Below are 18,153 nucleotides of genomic sequence, written 5' to 3'. Positions count from 1 at the left end.
GATTAAACCACCTTCCTTTATCACAGTTAGTTAGATTACGCTAACTGCCAATCAAAAATTTTGGGGATCAAATCCCCAAAACAGTTTGCCACCCGGAACTGAAAAAAGCGGCCAATGTATGAGCATATTTTATCGCGGCATCTTTCGGATAATTGTGCAAGACAATTTCTGCGATAGATGAATAGTAAGAATGAACAAGCATATGCCACTCGTCATCCTCCAAATCATGTACGGGAACTCCGCGTTCCTTCAGTTCCGCAATTAGCTTTTGTGTCTCCCGAATATCGGAACGCACCACATCATCCAGAAAAGAAGCATATTTTGTCCCCGCAGACTGCATCAGCAGCAGTTTGAATACATCAAAATGTTCATAAATGTATTCGATAATCTGGCGGATCGTGTCCTCCGACAGTTTCCAGAGTTGCTTTAATTCATCCGTCCGAGCTAATTCAAAATGCTTGATGACAGAATCGGAATACATCTCAGATACCGCCTGAACCACTGGTTCGACAAGTGCGCCGAACAAAGCCTCTTTGTCCTCGAAATGATTGTAAAATGCCCCGTTTGTCACATGGGCGGCCTTACAGATTTCACGGATACTGGCACGTTCAAAACCATTTTCCAGAAAATGCTTTTTTGCACAGGCCAAAAGATTTTCATGGGTCTGCTGAAAATCCCTTGACATTTCCATCCCTCCATCCTATACTTGAATTACACTGTAATATTACACCGTAATTCAGATTATATCACGATGCCATCGAAAATGCAATACCCTCCTTGTATTTTCAGTTGCTCGAAAGGAGGCTTTCTTATGCCAAATAAAGAACCGGGTGCAATCCGCCAACTCTTTGCTTTTGTGGGCGAGAGAAACAGCAAAATGCGTATTTCCATTCTTCTTGCTGTGTTAGGGGAAATGTTTGGTATCGTACCATTCCTAATGGTGGCGCTGTTGGCGGATGAACTCTACCGCGGTACAGCCACCATACAGCGTGTTTTGTTCTTTAGTGGAATAGCCGCCATATGTCAGCTTATAAAAATGCTTCTCACATGGCGATCTTCTCTCATGTCCCACAAAATTTCCTTCACAATTTTGAAAAATATCCGTGAAGCAATTACAGATCGGATGGCAAAAGTCCCAATGGGCGTTATGCTGGAAACGCCTACGGGAACTTTCAAAAACCTAATTGTAGATAATGTTGCAAAGTTAGAGGATTCTATGGCTCATTTTATGCCAGAGCTGCCATCGAATATTGCAGCGCCGTTGTGCAGTATTCTCCTGATTTTCATTCTGGACTGGCGCATGGGGCTTGCATCCCTAATCACAATTCCACTGGGTATTCTCTTTTTCGCTGCTATGATGCGCGGTTATGGCCCTCGAATGGAAAACTATATGCGCTCTGCCAATGATATGAACAGCTCCTTAGTAGAATATGTCAGCGGCATTCAAGTCATTAAAGCGTTTAACCGTTCTGCATCCTCTTATGGAAAATACTCAAAGTCTGTCAACTATTTTCACGATTCTACAATGGAGTGGTGGAGTCAATGCTGGTTTTGGAATGCAGCGGCACGAGCCGTCCTGCCTTCTACTCTTTTGGGTACATTGCCAGTAGGCGCATGGCTTTACATGGAAGGAACGCTTTCACTTCCCGTATTTTTAATATCTTTAGTAGTTCCGCTGGGGTTCGTTGCTCCATTGATGAAAGTGTCCGAGGCGATGGAGCAAGTCAGCATGATAAAAGGTAATTTGGAGCAAGTAACCGCTTTCCTAAAAACCCCGGAACTTGTCCGACCCTCTGAACCTGTATCTTTGGGAGAACGTACTTACCAATTTGAGGACGTACATTTCGGCTATAAAGAAACCGAAGTTCTCCACGGTATTTCTTTTCAAACCAGACCCGGCACTATGACGGCTATTGTTGGGCCTTCCGGTTCTGGTAAATCCACGATTGCAAAACTGATGGCTGGTTTTTGGGATGTGACTTCTGGCTCTGTGCGTTTCGGCGGCCAGGATATTCGTCAAATCCCTTTTGAGCAGTTGATGGGTGAAATCAGTTATGTGGCACAAGACAATTTCCTATTCGACAAATCCATTCGGGAAAATATCCGCATGGGTAATCCGGCAGCAACAGATGAAGAAGTAGAAGATGCCGCAAAAGCTGCTAACTGTCATGACTTTATTATGCAGTTAGAGCAGGGATATGACACACTGGCCGGTGATGCCGGAGACCGACTTTCTGGCGGGGAGCGCCAACGTATTACGATTGCGAGGGCCATGCTAAAACCGTCATCCGTAGTCATTTTAGACGAGGCCACTGCCTATGCTGATCCAGAAAATGAGGCGCTAATTCAACAGGCAATCAGCAAATTAGTGGTCGGAAAGACATTGATTGTTGTAGCGCACCGTTTGAATACGATTCGCAATGCCGATCAAATTCTGGTTGTGGCAAACGGAAATATTGCAGGCCGTGGGACACAAGAAGAACTTCTCCGGGAATGCCCCATCTATCAAAAGATGTGGCAAGATTATGCCGGAACCATAGAAGAAGCAGACTTGAAAGGAGGAGTGGAAAACCATGCTTGAAATGATACGCCGGATTTTTAAGATTGCGGGTAGAAGCCGACAGAAAATCATCGTTGGCATCACATTTAATATTCTCAAATCCTTTTTCAATGGTTTTATGATGTTCGGTGTTTTTTGGATTTTATTACATTTAGAAAATCTTACACCTACTATTATTCTACAAGCCTTTGGTGTTGTATTAGGAAGTGTTATCGGACGCTTTTTCTTCCAATGGATGTATGACCGTACCATGAGTGGAACGGGATATGATATTTTCCGTGATTATCGTCTGGAAATAGGAGAAAAATTGAAACAGGCTCCTATGGGCTACTTTTCAGAGCAAAATTTAGGAACTATTCAGACAATACTTACTACGACGATTGCTGATTTAGAGGGTTACTCCATGCTTGCAATCGAGCAGATGACAAGCGGTGTTGCTATGGCAGCTCTCATGTCAATTATGATGTTCTTTTTCAACCCTATCATTGCCATTTTAAGTTTGATTGGACTATTATTAGGTTTACTTGTTCTTCGTTGGGTCCGCAGTAGAGCCGCGCAATATGCTCCTATTTATCAAGAAGCACAGGAAAACCTGGTGAGCAAAACAATGGAATATATCCGAGGGATTTCTGTTCTACGGTCTTTCTCCAAAGGTGAGGAAGGACAACGAGAAGTACGCAGCGCATTTCAAAAAAAGTGGGATGCAGATTATGGGCAGGAAAAGGCTACGGCCGGGGTTCTCCGTTTTTATATTCTGGTCTATAAGCTCATGAGCTGTGTACTGATTGCTGCGGCGGGTTTGCTTTTTATGGCTGGAAAAATAAGTTTGCCCTACTGCTTGACTTTCCTGTTTTGCGCATTTACTGTGTACTCTGACTTAGAAACAATGGGAAACAGCGCCTTTTTGAGCAAGAAAATCAACACAGAACTGGATCGGTTAGAAGAAGTCACCAATATACCTCAAATGGACACCAGCACAGACAAATTAGAAACTTCCCACTACGATATAACACTGGATCATGTATCATTTGGCTATGACAAGCGGCAGGTCATCCATGACATCTCTCTGAACATTCCAGAACATACTACCTGTGCTATTGTTGGCCCATCTGGAAGTGGAAAAACAACTTTGTGTAATTTAATTGCCCGGTTTTGGGATGTGCAGGATGGCGCTGTACGAATTGGCGGAAAGGATGTAAAAAACTATACTGCGGATAGTATTTTGGAGCATATCAGCATGGTCTTTCAGAATGTATATCTTTTCCACGATTCTATTGAAAACAACATCAAATTTGGAAAGCCTGATGCTACCCACGAGGAAGTAGAAGCTGCCGCAAAACGTGCTTGCTGCCATGATTTTATTTCAGCGTTGCCAGATGGGTACAATACAATCATCGGCGAGGGAGGCTCTACACTTTCCGGCGGAGAGAAGCAACGAATTTCTATTGCCAGAGCGATTCTTAAAGATGCACCTATTATTATTTTGGATGAGGCCACTTCCAGCGTTGATCCGGAAAATGAGCAGGCACTTTTATCTGCGATTTCAGAACTGACGAAAAATAAAACCTTAATTTCGATTGCCCATCGTTTGAGTACAGTGGAAAACGCAGATCAAATCATTGTAATAGATCAGGGTAGAATTGCTCAACAGGGAACTCACCAGTCTTTGATTTCACAAGAGGGAATTTATAGAAATTTCCTAAACCTCAAACTCGCATCCGCTGGATGGCAGCTTTAATTACATAGCATGATATAAAGGCCGGGATTTATCGCCCTGTGGCGGCAAATTCCGGCCTCTTTTATACTATACTTACCCGTAGATCAATTCCTGAAAAACGATTTCCTCCGCCTGCGCTTTCAGCGTGTTCATCAGCCCCACCCAGCGCATGGGGTCACGGGCTTTCAGTTCCTCGGTGACGCCCGCCGCCTCCATCATCCGGGGCAGCATGGCGTCCATCCGCTCCCGCGCCGCCCGGTCAATCTCCAACAGGTGCGGGTACAGCTTTTCGCTCAAAATCAAGCTGCTGTAAAGGCCGGGCCGGTGTTCCTTCAGGTAGCGTTGCCGCATACGGCCATACTTGCCGATGGGGGCCTCCGGCTGCTCGGACAACTCCAGGTCGGGGATGTAGTAATCCCCGCAGCGGGTGTAAGTCAATTCGTTCATGTTTGTCCTCCTTTGCACTGTGATGGTTAAACTGCGGCGCTGGCCGGTAAGGTGGCCTTGCGCGGCTCCTGCCTGGGTAACTGGCTGACGGTGGTAAAAATGCCCTTCTCCATATCCTCGGCCCGGATCGCGGCCTTTGCTGCCTCCATTTTCGCCTTGCGCTTGGCGTTGTAGCGTTCTTCCCATTCCTTCTGCTTGCCATTAGCCTTGCGGCGCAAGTAGTTCTGGTGAAGCCTGTCCTTGCGTTCCTCCTTCTTCCGCAGTTCTTCCTGTTCCTCCGGGGTCAGGGGAACCGGCTGCAAGGCAGGAGGGATATAGCGGCCCACAAAGTTGAAGTAGATTTCAACCTCCTGTGTGGTATCCTGGCTGCCTTTACGGGCGCGTTCATGGACAAGGATTTTCTCTACAAACTCGTTGAGCATGGTGTTTGTCAGCGTGTCGAAGTTCTCGTACTTGTCAATCAGGGCAATAAACTTCTCCGCAGATTTCCGGCTCTGCTCATAGCCGGTAACGGCCTTTTCCAATTCCACGATTTCCGCATTGAGGGCGTCCTGCTCTTTGGCGTACTGTGCGTCCAGGGCCTCATACCGGGCGTCCGGCAGCTTACCCAGGGCGTTGTCCTCATAGATTTTGCAAATCAGCTTTTCCAGTTCCCCGGCCCGCTTTTGGGCGGCGGCCAGCCGTTTCCGCTTCTTGGATATGTCGGCGGTCTGCTGGGCTACCTGCGTTTCCTGGACGGTGCGGATAAACTCGGCCCGGTCATTCCTGGAATACTCCGCGATGGCCCGGAGCATATCGGCAATCAGGGTCAGAACAGCTTCGGCCTTGATACGGTGCTGTGTAGGGCAAAGGGAGCCGATAGGATACTTCCCATACTGGCCGCAAGTGTACTGCGGGACGCGCTTGCCGTTGTATGTGCGGTGAACATACATCTTGCCGCCGCAATCGGCGCAGTACATCAGGCCGGTCAGGGGATGGGCCTCCCCAAAGCCGTCCGGGTAGCGTCTGGCGTTTCCCCGGATACGCTGCACATTGTCAAAGGTTTCCTGGTCGATAATGACCTCATGGGTGTTCTCAAAAATCGTCCATTCGCTTTCGTCAACATAGTGACTTTTCTTGTCCTTAAAGTGCTTGCGGGTTTTGAAATTGACCGTATGGCCTAAATACTCCTGTTTTTTCAGGATTTCAACAACGGTAGAGGCACTCCAACGATAAATATCCGCAAAGGCCTTATTCTTGTTCACTCCCTCGCCATAGCGGGCAAGGTGAACGGCTGGCATTTCAATTTTTTCTTCTGACAACTTGGTTGCGATCTGATAGGGGCCGTAGCCCTCCATCGCAAGCGCGAAAATATGGCGTACCACAGCGGCGGCTTCTTCATCCACAAGCCAGTGTTCCCGCTTTTCGTCCCACAGATAGCCGTAGATAACGGTGCCGGTCAGGTGCTTGCCGCTCATGCCTTTGGACTTAAACACAGAGCGGATTTTCCGGCTGGTGTCGCGGGCGTAAAACTCGTTCATAATGTTGCGGAACGGGGTAAAATCATCATCGCCTTTCAGACTGTCCACACCGTCATTGATGGCAATTAACCGGACGCCGCGCTGCCGCAAAATCTCCATGACCTGGCCGACTTTCAGATAGTCACGCCCTAACCGGCTCATGTCCTTGATGACGATTGCCTCTACACGCCCTGCCTCCACTTCCTCCATCATCGCCAAAAATCCGGGGCGGTCAAACCGGGTGCCTGAGATACCATCATCGGTAAAGTGCGTAGGGTTGGGCAGCCCATTCCGGCGGGCAAAATCCTCTAACATCTGCTTTTGATGGCTTATGGAGTTGCTCTCGCCCTGTAACTCATCATCGCGGCTCAAACGCTCATACAGTGGGGTGATTTTCTCGTTTCTCATGGCTGTACCTCCTGAAATGAAAATGCTCTAAGTGACTGCTTCACTAACCATGACAAAAACCATGATTAAGAAGTCACTTAGAGCATACATCTCCGGCGGCCAGCTTATATTTCTTATACTGGCGCACCGCAAAGTGGTTTGGCTTCTCGGCTTCCAGTGCATCAAACATCAGGTCTACGGGGTTTTTGAACTCCTCGTCATCCTCACGGACTTCCATGGCGTTGATGAACTCAATGAGGGTGGAGAAGTTTTGTTCCTCCACCGGAGCCTCATAATGGATATAGCCAATAAGCGCGCAGTACAACAAGGTTTCTGCTTTTACCCAGAAATCGTCTCCGGCCTTGCCTTCGCCTTTGGTATTGGCGATCAGCGTTGTTACCAGCTTCAAGATGTCCTTTTCGCTATGGATATAGGCGAAAGGGTTATAGTGCATGGACTTCTTGAAGTTAATGGTATTTAGGACCTTGATTCGGTACGGCTCATAAATGACCTTGCCGTGCTTATCCTTCATAGGCTTTCCGTCTTTCCCCAGCTTGGGTGCGCCCCTTTGGAGCATTTTTCCGCACTCCACCAAAATGGTTCCCTTCGGGTCTGTGACCACATAGGAACTGTGCATCTGCATCAGATTCGGTTTGAGCCAGAAGCGGGTCTTACCGGAACCGGAGCCGCCAATCACCAGCACATTTTTGTTTCTGGCGGTCTTTGGGTCCTTGGGGCGGCTGTTCATTGTCAGGCTCTCCGTTTTCGTCAGAATCACATTGTTCTGGAATACCGGGTCGATGTAGGGTGTAATGTCCTCATGGGTTCCCCATGAAGCGTTTTGTCAAGTGCTTTTTTGAGTTATTGACGCAACATAGGCTCTTTTTTCCACGATAAAGCCCCATGCGGTCATACATGGGGCGGTGGTTTTGAGGTTGAAGTGGCGAAGTGGCAAAGTGGCAAGGTATCTGGGTTTTGCCACTTGGATTTTGCCGTTTCACTTTTTAAGAGCGTGATACCATGCCGCGCCAATGCGCTTTGAGGTAATGCGCCCGTCAAGGTTTTTCTTTGCCGCCCGGACAGTACGGGCAGAAATCCCCGCGTCGGCTGCGGCTTTCTCTATGTCCTCGCTGGCAAGCTCTTTTCCGTCTGCCAGTAGGTCAAGTATCAGCTTTTCAGCCTGTTCGGTTTTTGTGGCGTTGTTGCCGCCCGCGCCGGACAGCAGCTCGTCGGCAGTTATATCATATTCGCCTATCCACTCAAAGCCTGTTTCCGGGTCAAGGCAAAAGGCAACGGGCTTTCCCTCCGGCGCAAGGGAAGATTTGTCGTGAATGATAACGCGCACATTCGGCTCACGCTTCACGCGCCCGATTAAAAGGACGCTCCTTGCTGCGGCTCTAAAGTCGATAGAACCTAAGCCCCTGTATGCGCTCTGTCCTCCGGCAGCTTTGTTGAGATGTCCGATAAGGATAACGGCGCACCCGGTACGCTCCGCAACTTCGGCAAGGCGGCGAAAAATGGGGCGGACCTCGTTTGCCTTGTTCATGTCGGCTTTGTCGCCCATATACGCCTGTATGGGGTCAAGGATAATCAGACGCGCCCCGTTCTGCGTGATTGCCTTTTCTATGCGCTCATCGGAGAGGGTAAGTTCCCGTTTGGCTTCATCTATCACAAGCACCCGGTCAAGGTCTGCGGCGGCTTCTATCAAGCGCGGCTTGACGGTATCGCCCAGCCCGTCCTCGGCGGTCTGATAAATCACTTGGAATGGCGGCAGGGGCTTCATTCCCGGCAGCGTTCCCCCGGTGGTGCAGGCGGCGGCAAGGCGTAGGGCAAAAGTGGTCTTGCCCTCGCCGGGGTTGCCCTGTACTATGGTTACTTTCCCAAAAGGGATATACGGCTCCCATAGCCATTCAACGGTCTGTGTGTCAACCTCGCTCATGCGGATAATCTCAACGGTTTCTTCCTGGGTTGGCTCTTTCAAGCCGTAGACTGCTTCCCGCAAAAACTTTCCGTCTGTGATTTCCGCCCGGTGCTGCAACACCTCGTTCCAATCCTTGAAAAGAGGGATAAGCCGGTGGACGGCGCAGCCCTCCGGCATGAGCTTCACAAGGCGGCTGCAAGCATCGTTTCCGGCTTCGTCGCTGTCAAGGCAGAGAAAAACGGTCTTGATGTTCGGACGGTCAGAGAGAAAGCGTAAGAGGGCTTTTTCTCCCACGCCGCCCAATGACAGGTAGCTTTGCTTCTGCCAATCCTTTTTGAACAGGCAGAGAAACGATAACAGGTCAATGGGGGCTTCAAAGACAAACAATCTTTCGCCCTCGCCCCGGTAGCAGAAGTTAAAGGCTTTGTCGCTGCCTTTCACATCAAGCCGGAAGCTCCCGGCTGTACCGCGCTGGTGGGCGTATCGCGGTATGCCGCTTTCATCTCTGCCGACGAATACGGCGTTATGGTGGGCGGCTTCCTCGTAAATGTCGCCATTGGAAAGAAAAAAGCCCGACACATCTTCATCAATGCGGCGGGCTGCTGTGAGGTAGTTCCTCGCTATGTTGTTGTCGGTGCTGCGGGGCGGTAGTCGGAAGTCAGAAATGGGCGCGGGGCTTGGTCTGTCCGGCGGCGGTGCTGCGCCTTTTTCTCCTGTCAGCAGTTCAACGGCTTCGGTAAAGCTCTTGCCGAAAAACTCCATGACAAAATCAACGGGGCCGCCGCCTTTGCTCTGGCTGTGGCGATACCATTTGTTTCCCCGGACGGTCAAGCTGTCGTGCCGCTTCCAGCGGTATTCATTCCCGGCGCGGGTAAGCTGCTCGCCCTGTGATTGCAGGAAAGAAACAAGGTCGGCTTGGTTGGCGTGGTCTATCTGTTCTTGGGTGTAATACATGGCTGATACCTCTCTTTCTGTGGTTGAATTGTTCATAGTTTTGATGTAGAATGAAACCGAAAAATCGGAAGTTAGTGAGGTGCTGGATTGTGAATGAAAGAGAAAGAATTATTCACTTATGGTTTGAAATGTGGCTTACAAAACAGGATTTAGGTATTGATAATATTTTTGCAGAAGATGTAATTTATACTGAAAGTTGGAGTCCAAAATATAATAACCGTCAAATCGTAAAACACTGGTTTCAGGAATGGAATACTCGTGGCAAAGTCGTTGCTTGGGAAATCAAACAATTTTTCCACAAAGGAAATCAGACGATTGTGGAGTGGTATTTCAAAAATGAAATGAACAATGGGAGCATAGAGGAATTTGATGGAATTTCCCTGGTTGAATGGACAAAGGATAATAAAATAAAATCATTGAAAGAGTTTGGTTGCAATTTGAATAATTATAATCCTTATGAGCATAGTGACCTGCCCGAATTTAGGGACGAAAGAGCAAGTTGGTTTTAATATTAGGAATCAATAGCGTCCATTTTATCGGAAAACATTTAGGACGGACAAGTAAAACAGCTTGCCCGTCCTTTTCTTTATCGCTCCTGTTCCTGCCGCTTGGTGCGGCTCTGCGTCTGTTCCGGTTGGTCGGCGCGGAGTGCAATATCCACGCACCTGCGGATTTTTTGAAGCTCGGCAACCTCGGTGCGGGTATCTTTCAGTTTGGTATAATCGCTGTCCCTCTGTGTTTTGAGGTCAGCATATTCCTGTTCCCATTCCGCAATAGGCAAGGTCTTTGTTCCTTTCGGCAGATTTGCATGGAGATAGCGGCTTGCCGCGTTCCATAGGGTCAGCTCGGCGTGGTGGGCTTCCTCGTACTTGTCGCGCTTGTTTGTCCAGCCGTTTTGCAGCTTTTTCAGTTCATCGTGAATGGGCTTGTACTCTGTGTAGTTCTTCCCGTATTCAATTAGCTTTTGTAGCTTCTTCATGCGTTCCTCGGCGGTTTTCATTCCCTCCCGGATTGAATAGGCTTTATCACTGACAGAGGAAAGAGAAGCGTCCAGCTCATCAAGATTAGAGATACCATGCTCGGAGAGATAGTTGACCGCTGCCGCTATGGTTTTCAGTTCGTCGGCTGCGTGTTGGTGCTGCCAACTCTGCGAATACTTCCGGCTCTTTTCTCTCTGAACGCTCAAATACTTCATCAACAGATTTGCAAGGTTGGGAGATTGCGGCGGCTGCTTCGGGGCGGTTTCCCGCGCTTTGAACAGGTCGGCAATCCACTCTTTGAGCTTCCCAATCTGCGCCCGGATTTCCCGGATAAGGCGGTTTGCCTTTTGGATATTTCGGTTCAGTTCGCCTTTCTCGGTGGCGATACCTTTCTTCTCCATCTGGCAAGCCGCCACGCCCATGTGGACGGTGGGGAGTTCCTCAATGCCGCGCTCGGCGTTACTGCGGTGGTCGATACGCTCCGGGCTTCCGGCACGCTCAAGATAGTCGTTTGAAATATCAGCCCATGCCTTGCGCCAAACAAGCGCATTCTCTTGGCTGTTCCAGCCCGTGAGGTCAACCTTGTGCGTCTTATATCTGCCACTTGGCAAGCGGATACGCTCACCGTTTTCATCAAGGTCATATTCCTTTTTGGACTTTGCCGCCCACGCGCCGCGCCCGTCAAGGGGGCGCATGGTAAGCATAATATGACAATGGGGATTGCCCTTGTCGGTGTCGTGAATGGCAAAATCCACACACATTCCTCTGGAAACAAATTGAGAGGAACAGTATTCCCGGACAAGCCGGATCTGTTCCTCTCTGGATAATTCTATGGGGAGCGCTGCGTCAATCTCTCTTGCAAGCTGGGCGTTCCCGGCTTTCTCGTAAAGCTCCACGCTGTTCCACAAGGTTGAACGGTCAGAGAAAGAGGGTGGCGCGTGGGGCGGCAGCATGATCTCTGTATGGACAACGCCGCCTTTGCGGGTGTAGTCATGGGTCATTCCGTCCCATTCGTTTGTCAGCTTTTCGCCGCTTCGGTAGGCGGCTGCGGCAACGGCTGATTTGCCTTTTCCTCGGCTCACAATGCCGATGTTCCAATGGTAAATGGCTATGGGTATCACCTCCCGGATAGGATAATAAAACCCGCAAAAATGGTACAGACGCCAACGGCGGGTGTACTGTTTTTGTGGGTGTGCAGGGATAGCCGCAAAGCGGCGCAAGGGGTGCAGCCCCTTGTTGCGGCAAAGCCGCCATATCGGAGCGCGGGGAAATCTCCCTGTGCGGAGACAAGCCCTCGGCAGAGCGCACACGCCCGTAAGGGTGTATAAGTGCGCCCTTAGTTCCTAAGGGATTTTCAGCTTTTCGCTCCCTCTGCTCGTTTTTTCAGATATTCCCGCGCTGGTTCACTCGTCAAGGCAAGCCGGAGAAGTGCTGTGGCTTCCTCGTCGGTCATGTTCTTTGCTTCCGGCACAATGCTTTCAAAGACCGCGCCCCGGACAATAAGGCGGTGGCTGCGCGTTCTGCGTTCCTCTTTGGATAGCTTCTGACGCAACATCTTTTCTCGGTTCTCAAACTGCCGGATTTTCTTCTTTCCGTCCTCAATCTCGGCTTGCAACTCCTCGCGGGTTTTCTCTCTTGGCTTTGTCATGGTTGGTCGCTCCTTTCTGCTCATAAGCATAGAAAAAGGACAGTCGATTTTCTCGGCTGCCCTTGTAAAATAGAAAACTTATTTACTTTGCAAGAAGGTTTTGTTCGGATACTTTTTCATCAGAAGTATGGCTTGTTTGGGCGTGGGGCATATCAGTCTGAGTTTCCGTCAAAGTCTGTGTTATGATAGTGTTCATATAACCAGTATTTTCCCTCAAACTCAACGACAATGTTATCGCCGTACTGATAAACCGCAGCCCCTACAATATCATCATTTGCTTGGAAATTTTCTTTTGGTTCTTCCGAAGAACTAACTGTGTTTTCGATTTTTCCTAACAAATTGAAAGAACTTTTTTCATCTGCGAAGTTGGGTTGAGAGTCAACGATTTGATAAAGCGTATCATTTACATAGACCATAGGAGCAATATCTCCAGAAATGGGAACCAATGCTTTTAGCAAATCTTCTCCTGTTACACCTAATTGTGCTTCATCGCTTGCAAAAGGAATACGCAGCAGGTATTGTTGGTCTACTTCGTAAAGATATATATAAATGCCTGAGCCAACATCTTGTGTGTCACCTAAAAGAGAAAGAACATCTTCTCTTGTCATGGTCGGTGTTAGTTCTTTTATTTGCTCAGATGTTACCTGCGTCGGTGTATCGAGCGGTTCCTTGTTTTCTGGTATTAGACTAAGGATTTCTTCAGTCAACGGGTTACTTTCTCCTGCGTCAATCGTTTTTGCAGCTTCTTTTATTTCTTTATGAGAATAGTCGCTCAAATCTTCAACAGCAATGCCGAGAGAATTGAGATAATCAACCGCTGCATTATATTGAATTATATCAACGGCAAATGCGGTCAATGGTATCATCAAGCACAAGCAAGCTGCAATAGCCCCCCACTTTACCCAAATGGGCTTTTTGGCTTTCTTCTTGTAGTTGAGAGCTTCATCGACATATTTTGTGTCAAGCTCGCTCATAGCGTCGGAAAACTTCTTTGCATTCATACGAATACCTCTCTTTCAATCAAATATTGCTTCATCTTCTCGCGGATACGGGTCAGCCGGACAGAAATGTTTTTTTCTGAAAGCCCCATAAACTCGGCTATGTCCTTATAGCTGTCGGAAAACCAATAGCGGCGCATGAAAATAACGCGGTTTTCGGTAGTCAGCGTGTCTAAAAATGCTTCAATGATACGGGCTAACTCTTTGGCTTCGATTTCTGCTTCTACTGTATTCGGGGCTGCTATACAGGCTTCAATTTCTTCCAAAGCAATCGTGTAATGGCTGCTCCGTTTGGCTGCTTCCTTTCTCCAATAGATTTTGAGTGAAATGTTCCGAACGATTTTAACAAGATAAGATAGCAGCGGGTTAGGTCGTGCCGGGGGAATGGCGTTCCATGCGCCTAAATAAGCGTCGTTTACACATTCCTCCGCGTCTTGTCTGCTGCCTACGATATGGTAGGAAAGATTGTGGCAAACTTTTCCGTATTTTATGTCCAGTTCCCGTATGCCCTGCTCTGAACGCTCGAAAAACATTTCTATGATTTTTTCATCGTCTATCATCACACCGCCTCCTTTCCGGCTTCACCTATATACTACGGTTTTAGCGGCGAATACTACATCAAATCTCAAACTTTTTCAAAAAAATTATACCACACTTCGCGTGAGATTGCTTGCGTTAGCTTTCGCCGCTTCGCTGGCGGCTCTCCGGCGTTCCTCGCTGTATGGGGCGGTCAGACGGAAAGAGAAACGCCCCTTTGCAATATCAAACTCCATGCAGCCTGTGTCGGGGTCTGTGTCGGTCTTGCAGCACTCGTCGGGGTACTGCTCGGCATAAGCGGCAAGCCGCCTTTTGAGGTCGGTGTTGTGGGTGCGGATATGGATAAGGGGGTCTTTCTCGTCAAACCATATATCAGTGGTCTTTTCCTGTTTGGTAAGCCCTGTTCTCATGCAAGCTCCTTTCTGCGCCCCTGTTACGCAATAGGGGCATTTTTCGGGTGTTTTCCTCGGCTCTTGACTTGTGGAAAACGGCGTTTTTGACGATAAAAACCGCCCAAACGGGGAAATGTATCGTCGGGGCGGCTGTTATCGCAAGATTTCTGTTTTTTCCGGCTCTTGACCGTCAGACGCAGAAAAGCGCAAACTGTCAGCAAGTATCGTTTTCAGCAGCTTGTCGGAGAATGTTTCTGTGCCGTTGGGATTGAAAAACAGCTCCGCAACAATGGTCTGCCCGTTCCTCTGTGTCGTGATAACTCCGTCCGGCTTAGTCAGCGGGGTGGGTGTTTCTTTCTTTTCTGTCAATAGATTACTCCTTTCTCCGGGCGTAAAAAAGGGACTTCCCGTAGTTCGGAAAATCCCTCTATGATGTTGCTATTCTGTTTTATGGTGCGGACAGTGCGGCGGCAGCCTGCGCCTTTTTCTTCGCCCGATATTCCCGCGCTTTGATACGGTCATACTCCCGTTGCTTTTCAAGATTTCTCGCCCGGTATTCTCTTGAATAGTTACGGTGGTAGGCGCGGCTCTTTTCCTTTCTTGCTTCTTCGATTTCCTCCCGCATTTGCCGGATTTCCTGCTCTGTCGGCTCTGCAAGCTGTGTCAGTTCATTTTCAAATCTGCCGATATGGTTAAAGTATATCCCGATATGCTGAATAGCCTGTTTTGCCCTTTTCTTGTCGCGCTCATGCACTTCAATCCGGCTGATAAACTCGTTGAGGATAGTCGGGGTAAGGTCGGTAAAATCAGCGTAACGGTCTATCAGCTTTACAAACTTCTGTGCCCGTCCTCCCGCGTTCTCAAAAGCGGATAACTGCTCCCTAAGTTGTTCAAGTTCTGCTTTCAGTGTGTAGTATTCTTCTGAATACTTCTGCGACATCTGCTCATAGCGGTCTTGCGGGATAGTTCCCAGCGCGTTGTCCTCATAAAGTTTATTCAGTACCTTGTCAATCTGTTCAAGGCGCGTCGTGATTTGCGGGATACGCTTTTGCTGTTTCTTTGTCTTGTCAGTCTGCTGCATGGCAAGGCTCTTTTTCACTAAGGCTTCAAACTCTGCCCGGTTGCTGATAGAGTATTCCGCAATTTTTTTCAGCACATCTGCGACGGTCTGCATAAGCAGATCCGCGTCCATGATGTGTGGGGAGCTGCACTTGGGATTTTTGGCTTTTCCCTTGTGGTACTCGCTGCAATAGGCAACATGACGCTTGCTGCCGTTCCTGTAATCTATGCGAATGTGCATTTTTGCGCCGCAGTCTTTACAGAAAAGCAAGCCGGACAGAGGGTGGATTTCTCCGTCCCCGTTGGGGCGTTTGACAGGTGCGTTTTCCAAAATCCGCTGCACATTTTCAAAGTCGGTGCGGTCAATAATCGGCTCATGTACATTTTCTGTGATGTGCCACTGGCTTCTGTCTACATAGTGGTTTCGCTTATCCCGGAAATGCTTTGTAGTCTTGAAATTGACTACATCGCCGCAATACTCCTGCCGCGTGAGGATATGGGTCAAGGTGGCTTTGTTCCACTTGTAACGGTTATCCTCGTTGAGCGTCTTATTTTTACAAGTTCCCCGTCCTCGGTCTTTCATGTAGAAAGTGGGGGTTGGGATTTGCTCCTGCGTCAGATATACGGCGATTTGGTTTCGGTTTTTCCCATCCAAAAACAGACGGAAAATAAGGCGTACAACCTCGGCGGCTTCCTCGTCGATTATCCAAAAATCCTTGTTGTCCGGGGCTTTGATATAGCCATAAGGGGCTTCGGTGGCAATCGGTTTTCCACTCATGCCTTTGGTCTTAATGCCCGTTTTCACTTTTTTGCTGATGTCCTTTGCGTACCACTCCGACATGATATTGATAAAGGGGGCAAACTCTAATGTGTCGGGGTTTTCGCTGTCTATGCCGTTGTTGACTGCGATAAAGCGCACATTGTTCCGTCTGAAAATCTCCATAGCGTTTCCGACTTGGAGATAGTCGCGCCCCCAGCGGGTAAGGTCTTTCATAATACACACACCGATTTTTCCGCTTTCCACATCTTCAATCATGCGGGAGTAAGCAGAACGGTCAAAAAACCTGCCGCTTTCGTCGTCGTCAATGTAGTGCCGGATATTGGTTAGGTGCTGCCCTTTGGCGTAGTTTTCCAAAAAGATTTTTTGGTTCTGTATGCTGTTGCTCTCGCCACCGTCCCTGTCCTCGTCGCCTACGGAAAGGCGGGAGTAAAGGGCTGTGATTTTATTGTAATTGCTCATGTGCATATCCTCCTGCGTCCATAAAGTCGTTGTTTACAGTTAAGATTATGCACTCCACCGGGCGGAACCGTATTCCATGCCGTGCCTGTACTTCTTGGCGTTCTTGCTTTTCAGGTACACAGCCAGCCGCAGGCCGCCGCAGCAGCACAGGCCCACCAGCAGGTCCAGCGGGTGCAGGCTGGGCCACCAGCTGGCCAGCGCCACCGGCAGCGTGGAGAAGAACGAGAGCATTTTTGCCGAAGCGTCCGCACCCACGGCCATCCGCCACGCTTCACCGAAGTTGGTGGAGAAAAGCCCCATCAGGATATACGGCAGATTCAGCAAAATGAGCTTTTTGATGTTCAGCTGCTTTTTCATCGTTCCAGCTCCTTCCGCTTGTTCCGGTCCACGACGACGTGTTTTACCAGTTCTTTGAACTGGCTCAGCTTTGCCAGCACGGACGGGCGCTCGGATTTCTCCGCCTTTCTGACCTTTTTCCCGGTGTACTCGGTAAAAGCAGCGGTCAGGGCATCCGCGTCCCGACCCTTGAAAAAGATCAGGTACTTGGGTGGGGAGCTGCTGCGGTCCTTCTTCACCGCATAGTCCACGCCGTATTTCCGGGCGATCTTCTCAAACTCCTTGATGGAGGGGTCGGTGATCTCGATGTTGGAAACCCCTTGGTTTTGACCAATCAGCTGTTTCACCGTCTGCTTGCCCTGGGGCTTCACAGGCGCGTCACGGCTTCTCTGCTTTTGCAGCTTCTTTTCCTTGCGGTGGGCAAGGTACTTGCTGATGGCGGCTTTGAGCAGCCTGCCGGTGAACTTTGTTCCGCTGACAACCAGCGTTAAAGTCCTGTTTTCCACTTCTTCCTGCATTTTCATCGCCTCCTTTCCACAAAATGTGCAGGGGTGGTGCATTTATTTCTAAGGCGGGACCACCAGCCGCCGGAGAAGGTATTTCTTCATCGAACCGCCCTCAACGAATTTGCTCAGAACGGTCATAGAGCAAATCTCCATTTCTGACCTTTGCATGACTGAGAATCTTGATCTGTCCCTTTGCCTGACTGTCCAGAGCTTTTTCATAGCCCTTATCTGACAAAAACAGGCGGGTTCGTTCACCTTTCCAGCCCACCGGGGAGTCATGCGTCAGCACATCAAAAATAATCATGTGCCGGGTGTTCTCAGCAAATCGCTGGAGATCCATGTAGTCATGGCCGTGATAGTTCTGCGCTCCAGCTTTCTGGCGCATTTCTTCCATCAGCTGACCGATTGTTTTGCCTTCTGGCATAAAACTCACTTCCTTTCCCACTCTCATACAACCATCAAAATCATGTCTCTCAGCTGAGCAAAGTAGAGTTTGCCTTGCGGGGTTATCAGCGTATAGGAGCCGATATGCCCGTGATTGCAGTAGTCTTTGACACAAAACAGTCCTTCATTGGCTGGCTTTGCATAGGGCAGTACATTACCGGATGCGGTGCGGTACACAAAACGCTTTTCCAGAAGGAAACGGACAAACCGACGCTCCGGGACAAGCAACTCTTTGGCGGTGGTGCGGAGGTTGGTACTGTGATTGAGGTCGATGAACAAATCATAAAAGGCTGCCTTACTCTCCAGCAGGGCATTTTCCTCTCGTAGCGACGCATTTTCTTCCCGCTCAGCAAGCAGCTCGGAGCAGAGCTTTATCAGAGCTTCCGGAGAAGTGGCTATCTCCCACAACTTGCAACGGTGTACAAAGGGAACATAATAAAAAACTTAATAATGGACTGCCAATCTTACACAAAGTACCGCCCAAACGAGACTACGGGCGGTATTTTTGTATCATGGCGGAGAAAGGAG

16 protein-coding genes and 3 pseudogenes are annotated in these 18,153 nt (G+C 48.9%); 3 read left to right on the top strand and 16 right to left on the bottom strand.

Annotation, left to right across the window (positions count from 1 at the left end):
- Window positions 1-67 precede the first annotated feature (67 nt).
- Complete coding sequence (locus H8711_RS05155) at window positions 68-685, bottom strand: TetR/AcrR family transcriptional regulator (RefSeq protein WP_154467955.1); 618 nt, start codon at window positions 683-685, stop codon at window positions 68-70.
- 126 nt (window positions 686-811) lie between these two features.
- Here H8711_RS05155 and H8711_RS05150 point away from each other — a divergent pair, with 126 nt between their 5' ends.
- Together H8711_RS05150 and H8711_RS05145 are read left to right on the top strand one after the other, a co-directional pair.
- Window positions 812-2,581, top strand: coding sequence for an ABC transporter ATP-binding protein (locus tag H8711_RS05150; RefSeq protein WP_249282465.1), 1,770 nt, complete (start codon window positions 812-814; stop codon window positions 2,579-2,581).
- Entirely contained in the window at window positions 2,574-4,298 is a 1,725-nt protein-coding gene (locus tag H8711_RS05145; RefSeq protein ID WP_003500071.1) for an ABC transporter ATP-binding protein, read from the top strand. The genes H8711_RS05150 and H8711_RS05145 overlap by 8 nt, the downstream gene beginning before the upstream one ends.
- A 72-nt stretch (window positions 4,299-4,370) precedes the next feature.
- Here the strand turns inward: H8711_RS05145 and H8711_RS05140 are convergent, their stop codons facing one another.
- From H8711_RS05140 to H8711_RS05125, 4 genes and pseudogenes are all read right to left on the bottom strand, one after another.
- Window positions 4,371-4,724, bottom strand: a complete 354-nt coding sequence (locus tag H8711_RS05140) for a TnpV protein (protein ID WP_003509375.1) — start codon at window positions 4,722-4,724, stop codon at window positions 4,371-4,373.
- 26 nt (window positions 4,725-4,750) lie between these two features.
- Entirely contained in the window at window positions 4,751-6,631 is a 1,881-nt protein-coding gene (locus H8711_RS05135) for a DUF4368 domain-containing protein (protein ID WP_003509377.1), read from the bottom strand.
- Window positions 6,632-6,722: 91 nt separating this feature from the next.
- Window positions 6,723-7,451 (bottom strand): annotated as a pseudogene (locus H8711_RS05130) (type IV secretory system conjugative DNA transfer family protein); the annotation flags it as partial.
- Between the two features lie 156 nt (window positions 7,452-7,607).
- The gene (locus tag H8711_RS05125; protein ID WP_249282464.1) at window positions 7,608-9,485 is read right to left on the bottom strand and encodes an AAA family ATPase; all 1,878 of its coding nucleotides are present in this window, start codon (window positions 9,483-9,485) and stop codon (window positions 7,608-7,610) included.
- 89 nt (window positions 9,486-9,574) lie between these two features.
- Between H8711_RS05125 and H8711_RS05120 the strand changes: the two genes are divergently transcribed.
- Entirely contained in the window at window positions 9,575-9,994 is a 420-nt protein-coding gene (locus H8711_RS05120) for a nuclear transport factor 2 family protein (RefSeq protein WP_099571277.1), read from the top strand.
- Window positions 9,995-10,071: 77 nt separating this feature from the next.
- On the opposite strand, the gene mobQ is transcribed toward H8711_RS05120, so the two are convergent.
- From mobQ to H8711_RS05065, 11 genes and pseudogenes are all read right to left on the bottom strand, one after another.
- Window positions 10,072-11,586, bottom strand: coding sequence for a MobQ family relaxase (gene mobQ, locus H8711_RS05115; protein WP_430413566.1), 1,515 nt, complete (start codon window positions 11,584-11,586; stop codon window positions 10,072-10,074).
- Between the two features lie 233 nt (window positions 11,587-11,819).
- Window positions 11,820-12,113, bottom strand: coding sequence for a DUF3847 domain-containing protein (locus H8711_RS05110; RefSeq protein ID WP_117492712.1), 294 nt, complete (start codon window positions 12,111-12,113; stop codon window positions 11,820-11,822).
- A gap of 152 nt (window positions 12,114-12,265) precedes the next feature.
- Window positions 12,266-13,114, bottom strand: coding sequence for a hypothetical protein (locus H8711_RS05105; RefSeq protein WP_007887193.1), 849 nt, complete (start codon window positions 13,112-13,114; stop codon window positions 12,266-12,268).
- On the bottom strand, window positions 13,111-13,671 hold the full coding sequence (locus H8711_RS05100; protein WP_249282463.1) for an RNA polymerase sigma factor: 561 nt from the start codon (window positions 13,669-13,671) through the stop codon (window positions 13,111-13,113). The genes H8711_RS05105 and H8711_RS05100 overlap by 4 nt, the downstream gene beginning before the upstream one ends.
- An 84-nt stretch (window positions 13,672-13,755) precedes the next feature.
- Window positions 13,756-14,058, bottom strand: a complete 303-nt coding sequence (locus H8711_RS05095; protein WP_249282462.1) for a hypothetical protein — start codon at window positions 14,056-14,058, stop codon at window positions 13,756-13,758.
- 135 nt (window positions 14,059-14,193) lie between these two features.
- Window positions 14,194-14,409 (bottom strand): transposon-encoded TnpW family protein, encoded by a 216-nt coding sequence (locus H8711_RS05090; RefSeq protein ID WP_249282461.1) that lies wholly within the window; start codon window positions 14,407-14,409, stop codon window positions 14,194-14,196.
- Window positions 14,410-14,488: 79 nt separating this feature from the next.
- Window positions 14,489-15,877: a recombinase family protein gene (locus H8711_RS05085; protein ID WP_430413568.1), complete on the bottom strand. Its 1,389-nt coding sequence runs from the start codon at window positions 15,875-15,877 to the stop codon at window positions 14,489-14,491.
- Between the two features lie 18 nt (window positions 15,878-15,895).
- Window positions 15,896-16,696 (bottom strand): annotated as a pseudogene (locus H8711_RS14335) (recombinase family protein); the annotation flags it as partial.
- Window positions 16,693-17,193 carry a PcfB family protein gene (locus H8711_RS05075; protein ID WP_117515807.1) on the bottom strand — a complete coding sequence of 167 codons (501 nt, stop codon included), beginning with the start codon at window positions 17,191-17,193 and terminating at the stop codon, window positions 16,693-16,695. The pseudogene H8711_RS14335 and the gene H8711_RS05075, both read right to left, overlap by 4 nt.
- 100 nt (window positions 17,194-17,293) lie before the next feature.
- The gene (locus H8711_RS05070) at window positions 17,294-17,605 is read right to left on the bottom strand and encodes a DUF5720 family protein (RefSeq protein WP_008723307.1); all 312 of its coding nucleotides are present in this window, start codon (window positions 17,603-17,605) and stop codon (window positions 17,294-17,296) included.
- 23 nt (window positions 17,606-17,628) lie between these two features.
- Window positions 17,629-18,051, bottom strand: a pseudogene (locus H8711_RS05065) (phage antirepressor KilAC domain-containing protein); the annotation flags it as partial.
- Between the last annotated feature and the right edge of the window lie 102 nt (window positions 18,052-18,153).

The organism is Ligaoa zhengdingensis (assembly GCF_014384885.1).
Lineage (GTDB): Bacteria > Bacillota > Clostridia > Oscillospirales > Ruminococcaceae > Ligaoa > Ligaoa zhengdingensis.
The sequence above is the reverse complement of the archived record's forward strand: the minus strand, read 5'-3'. Positions and strand labels throughout refer to the sequence as shown.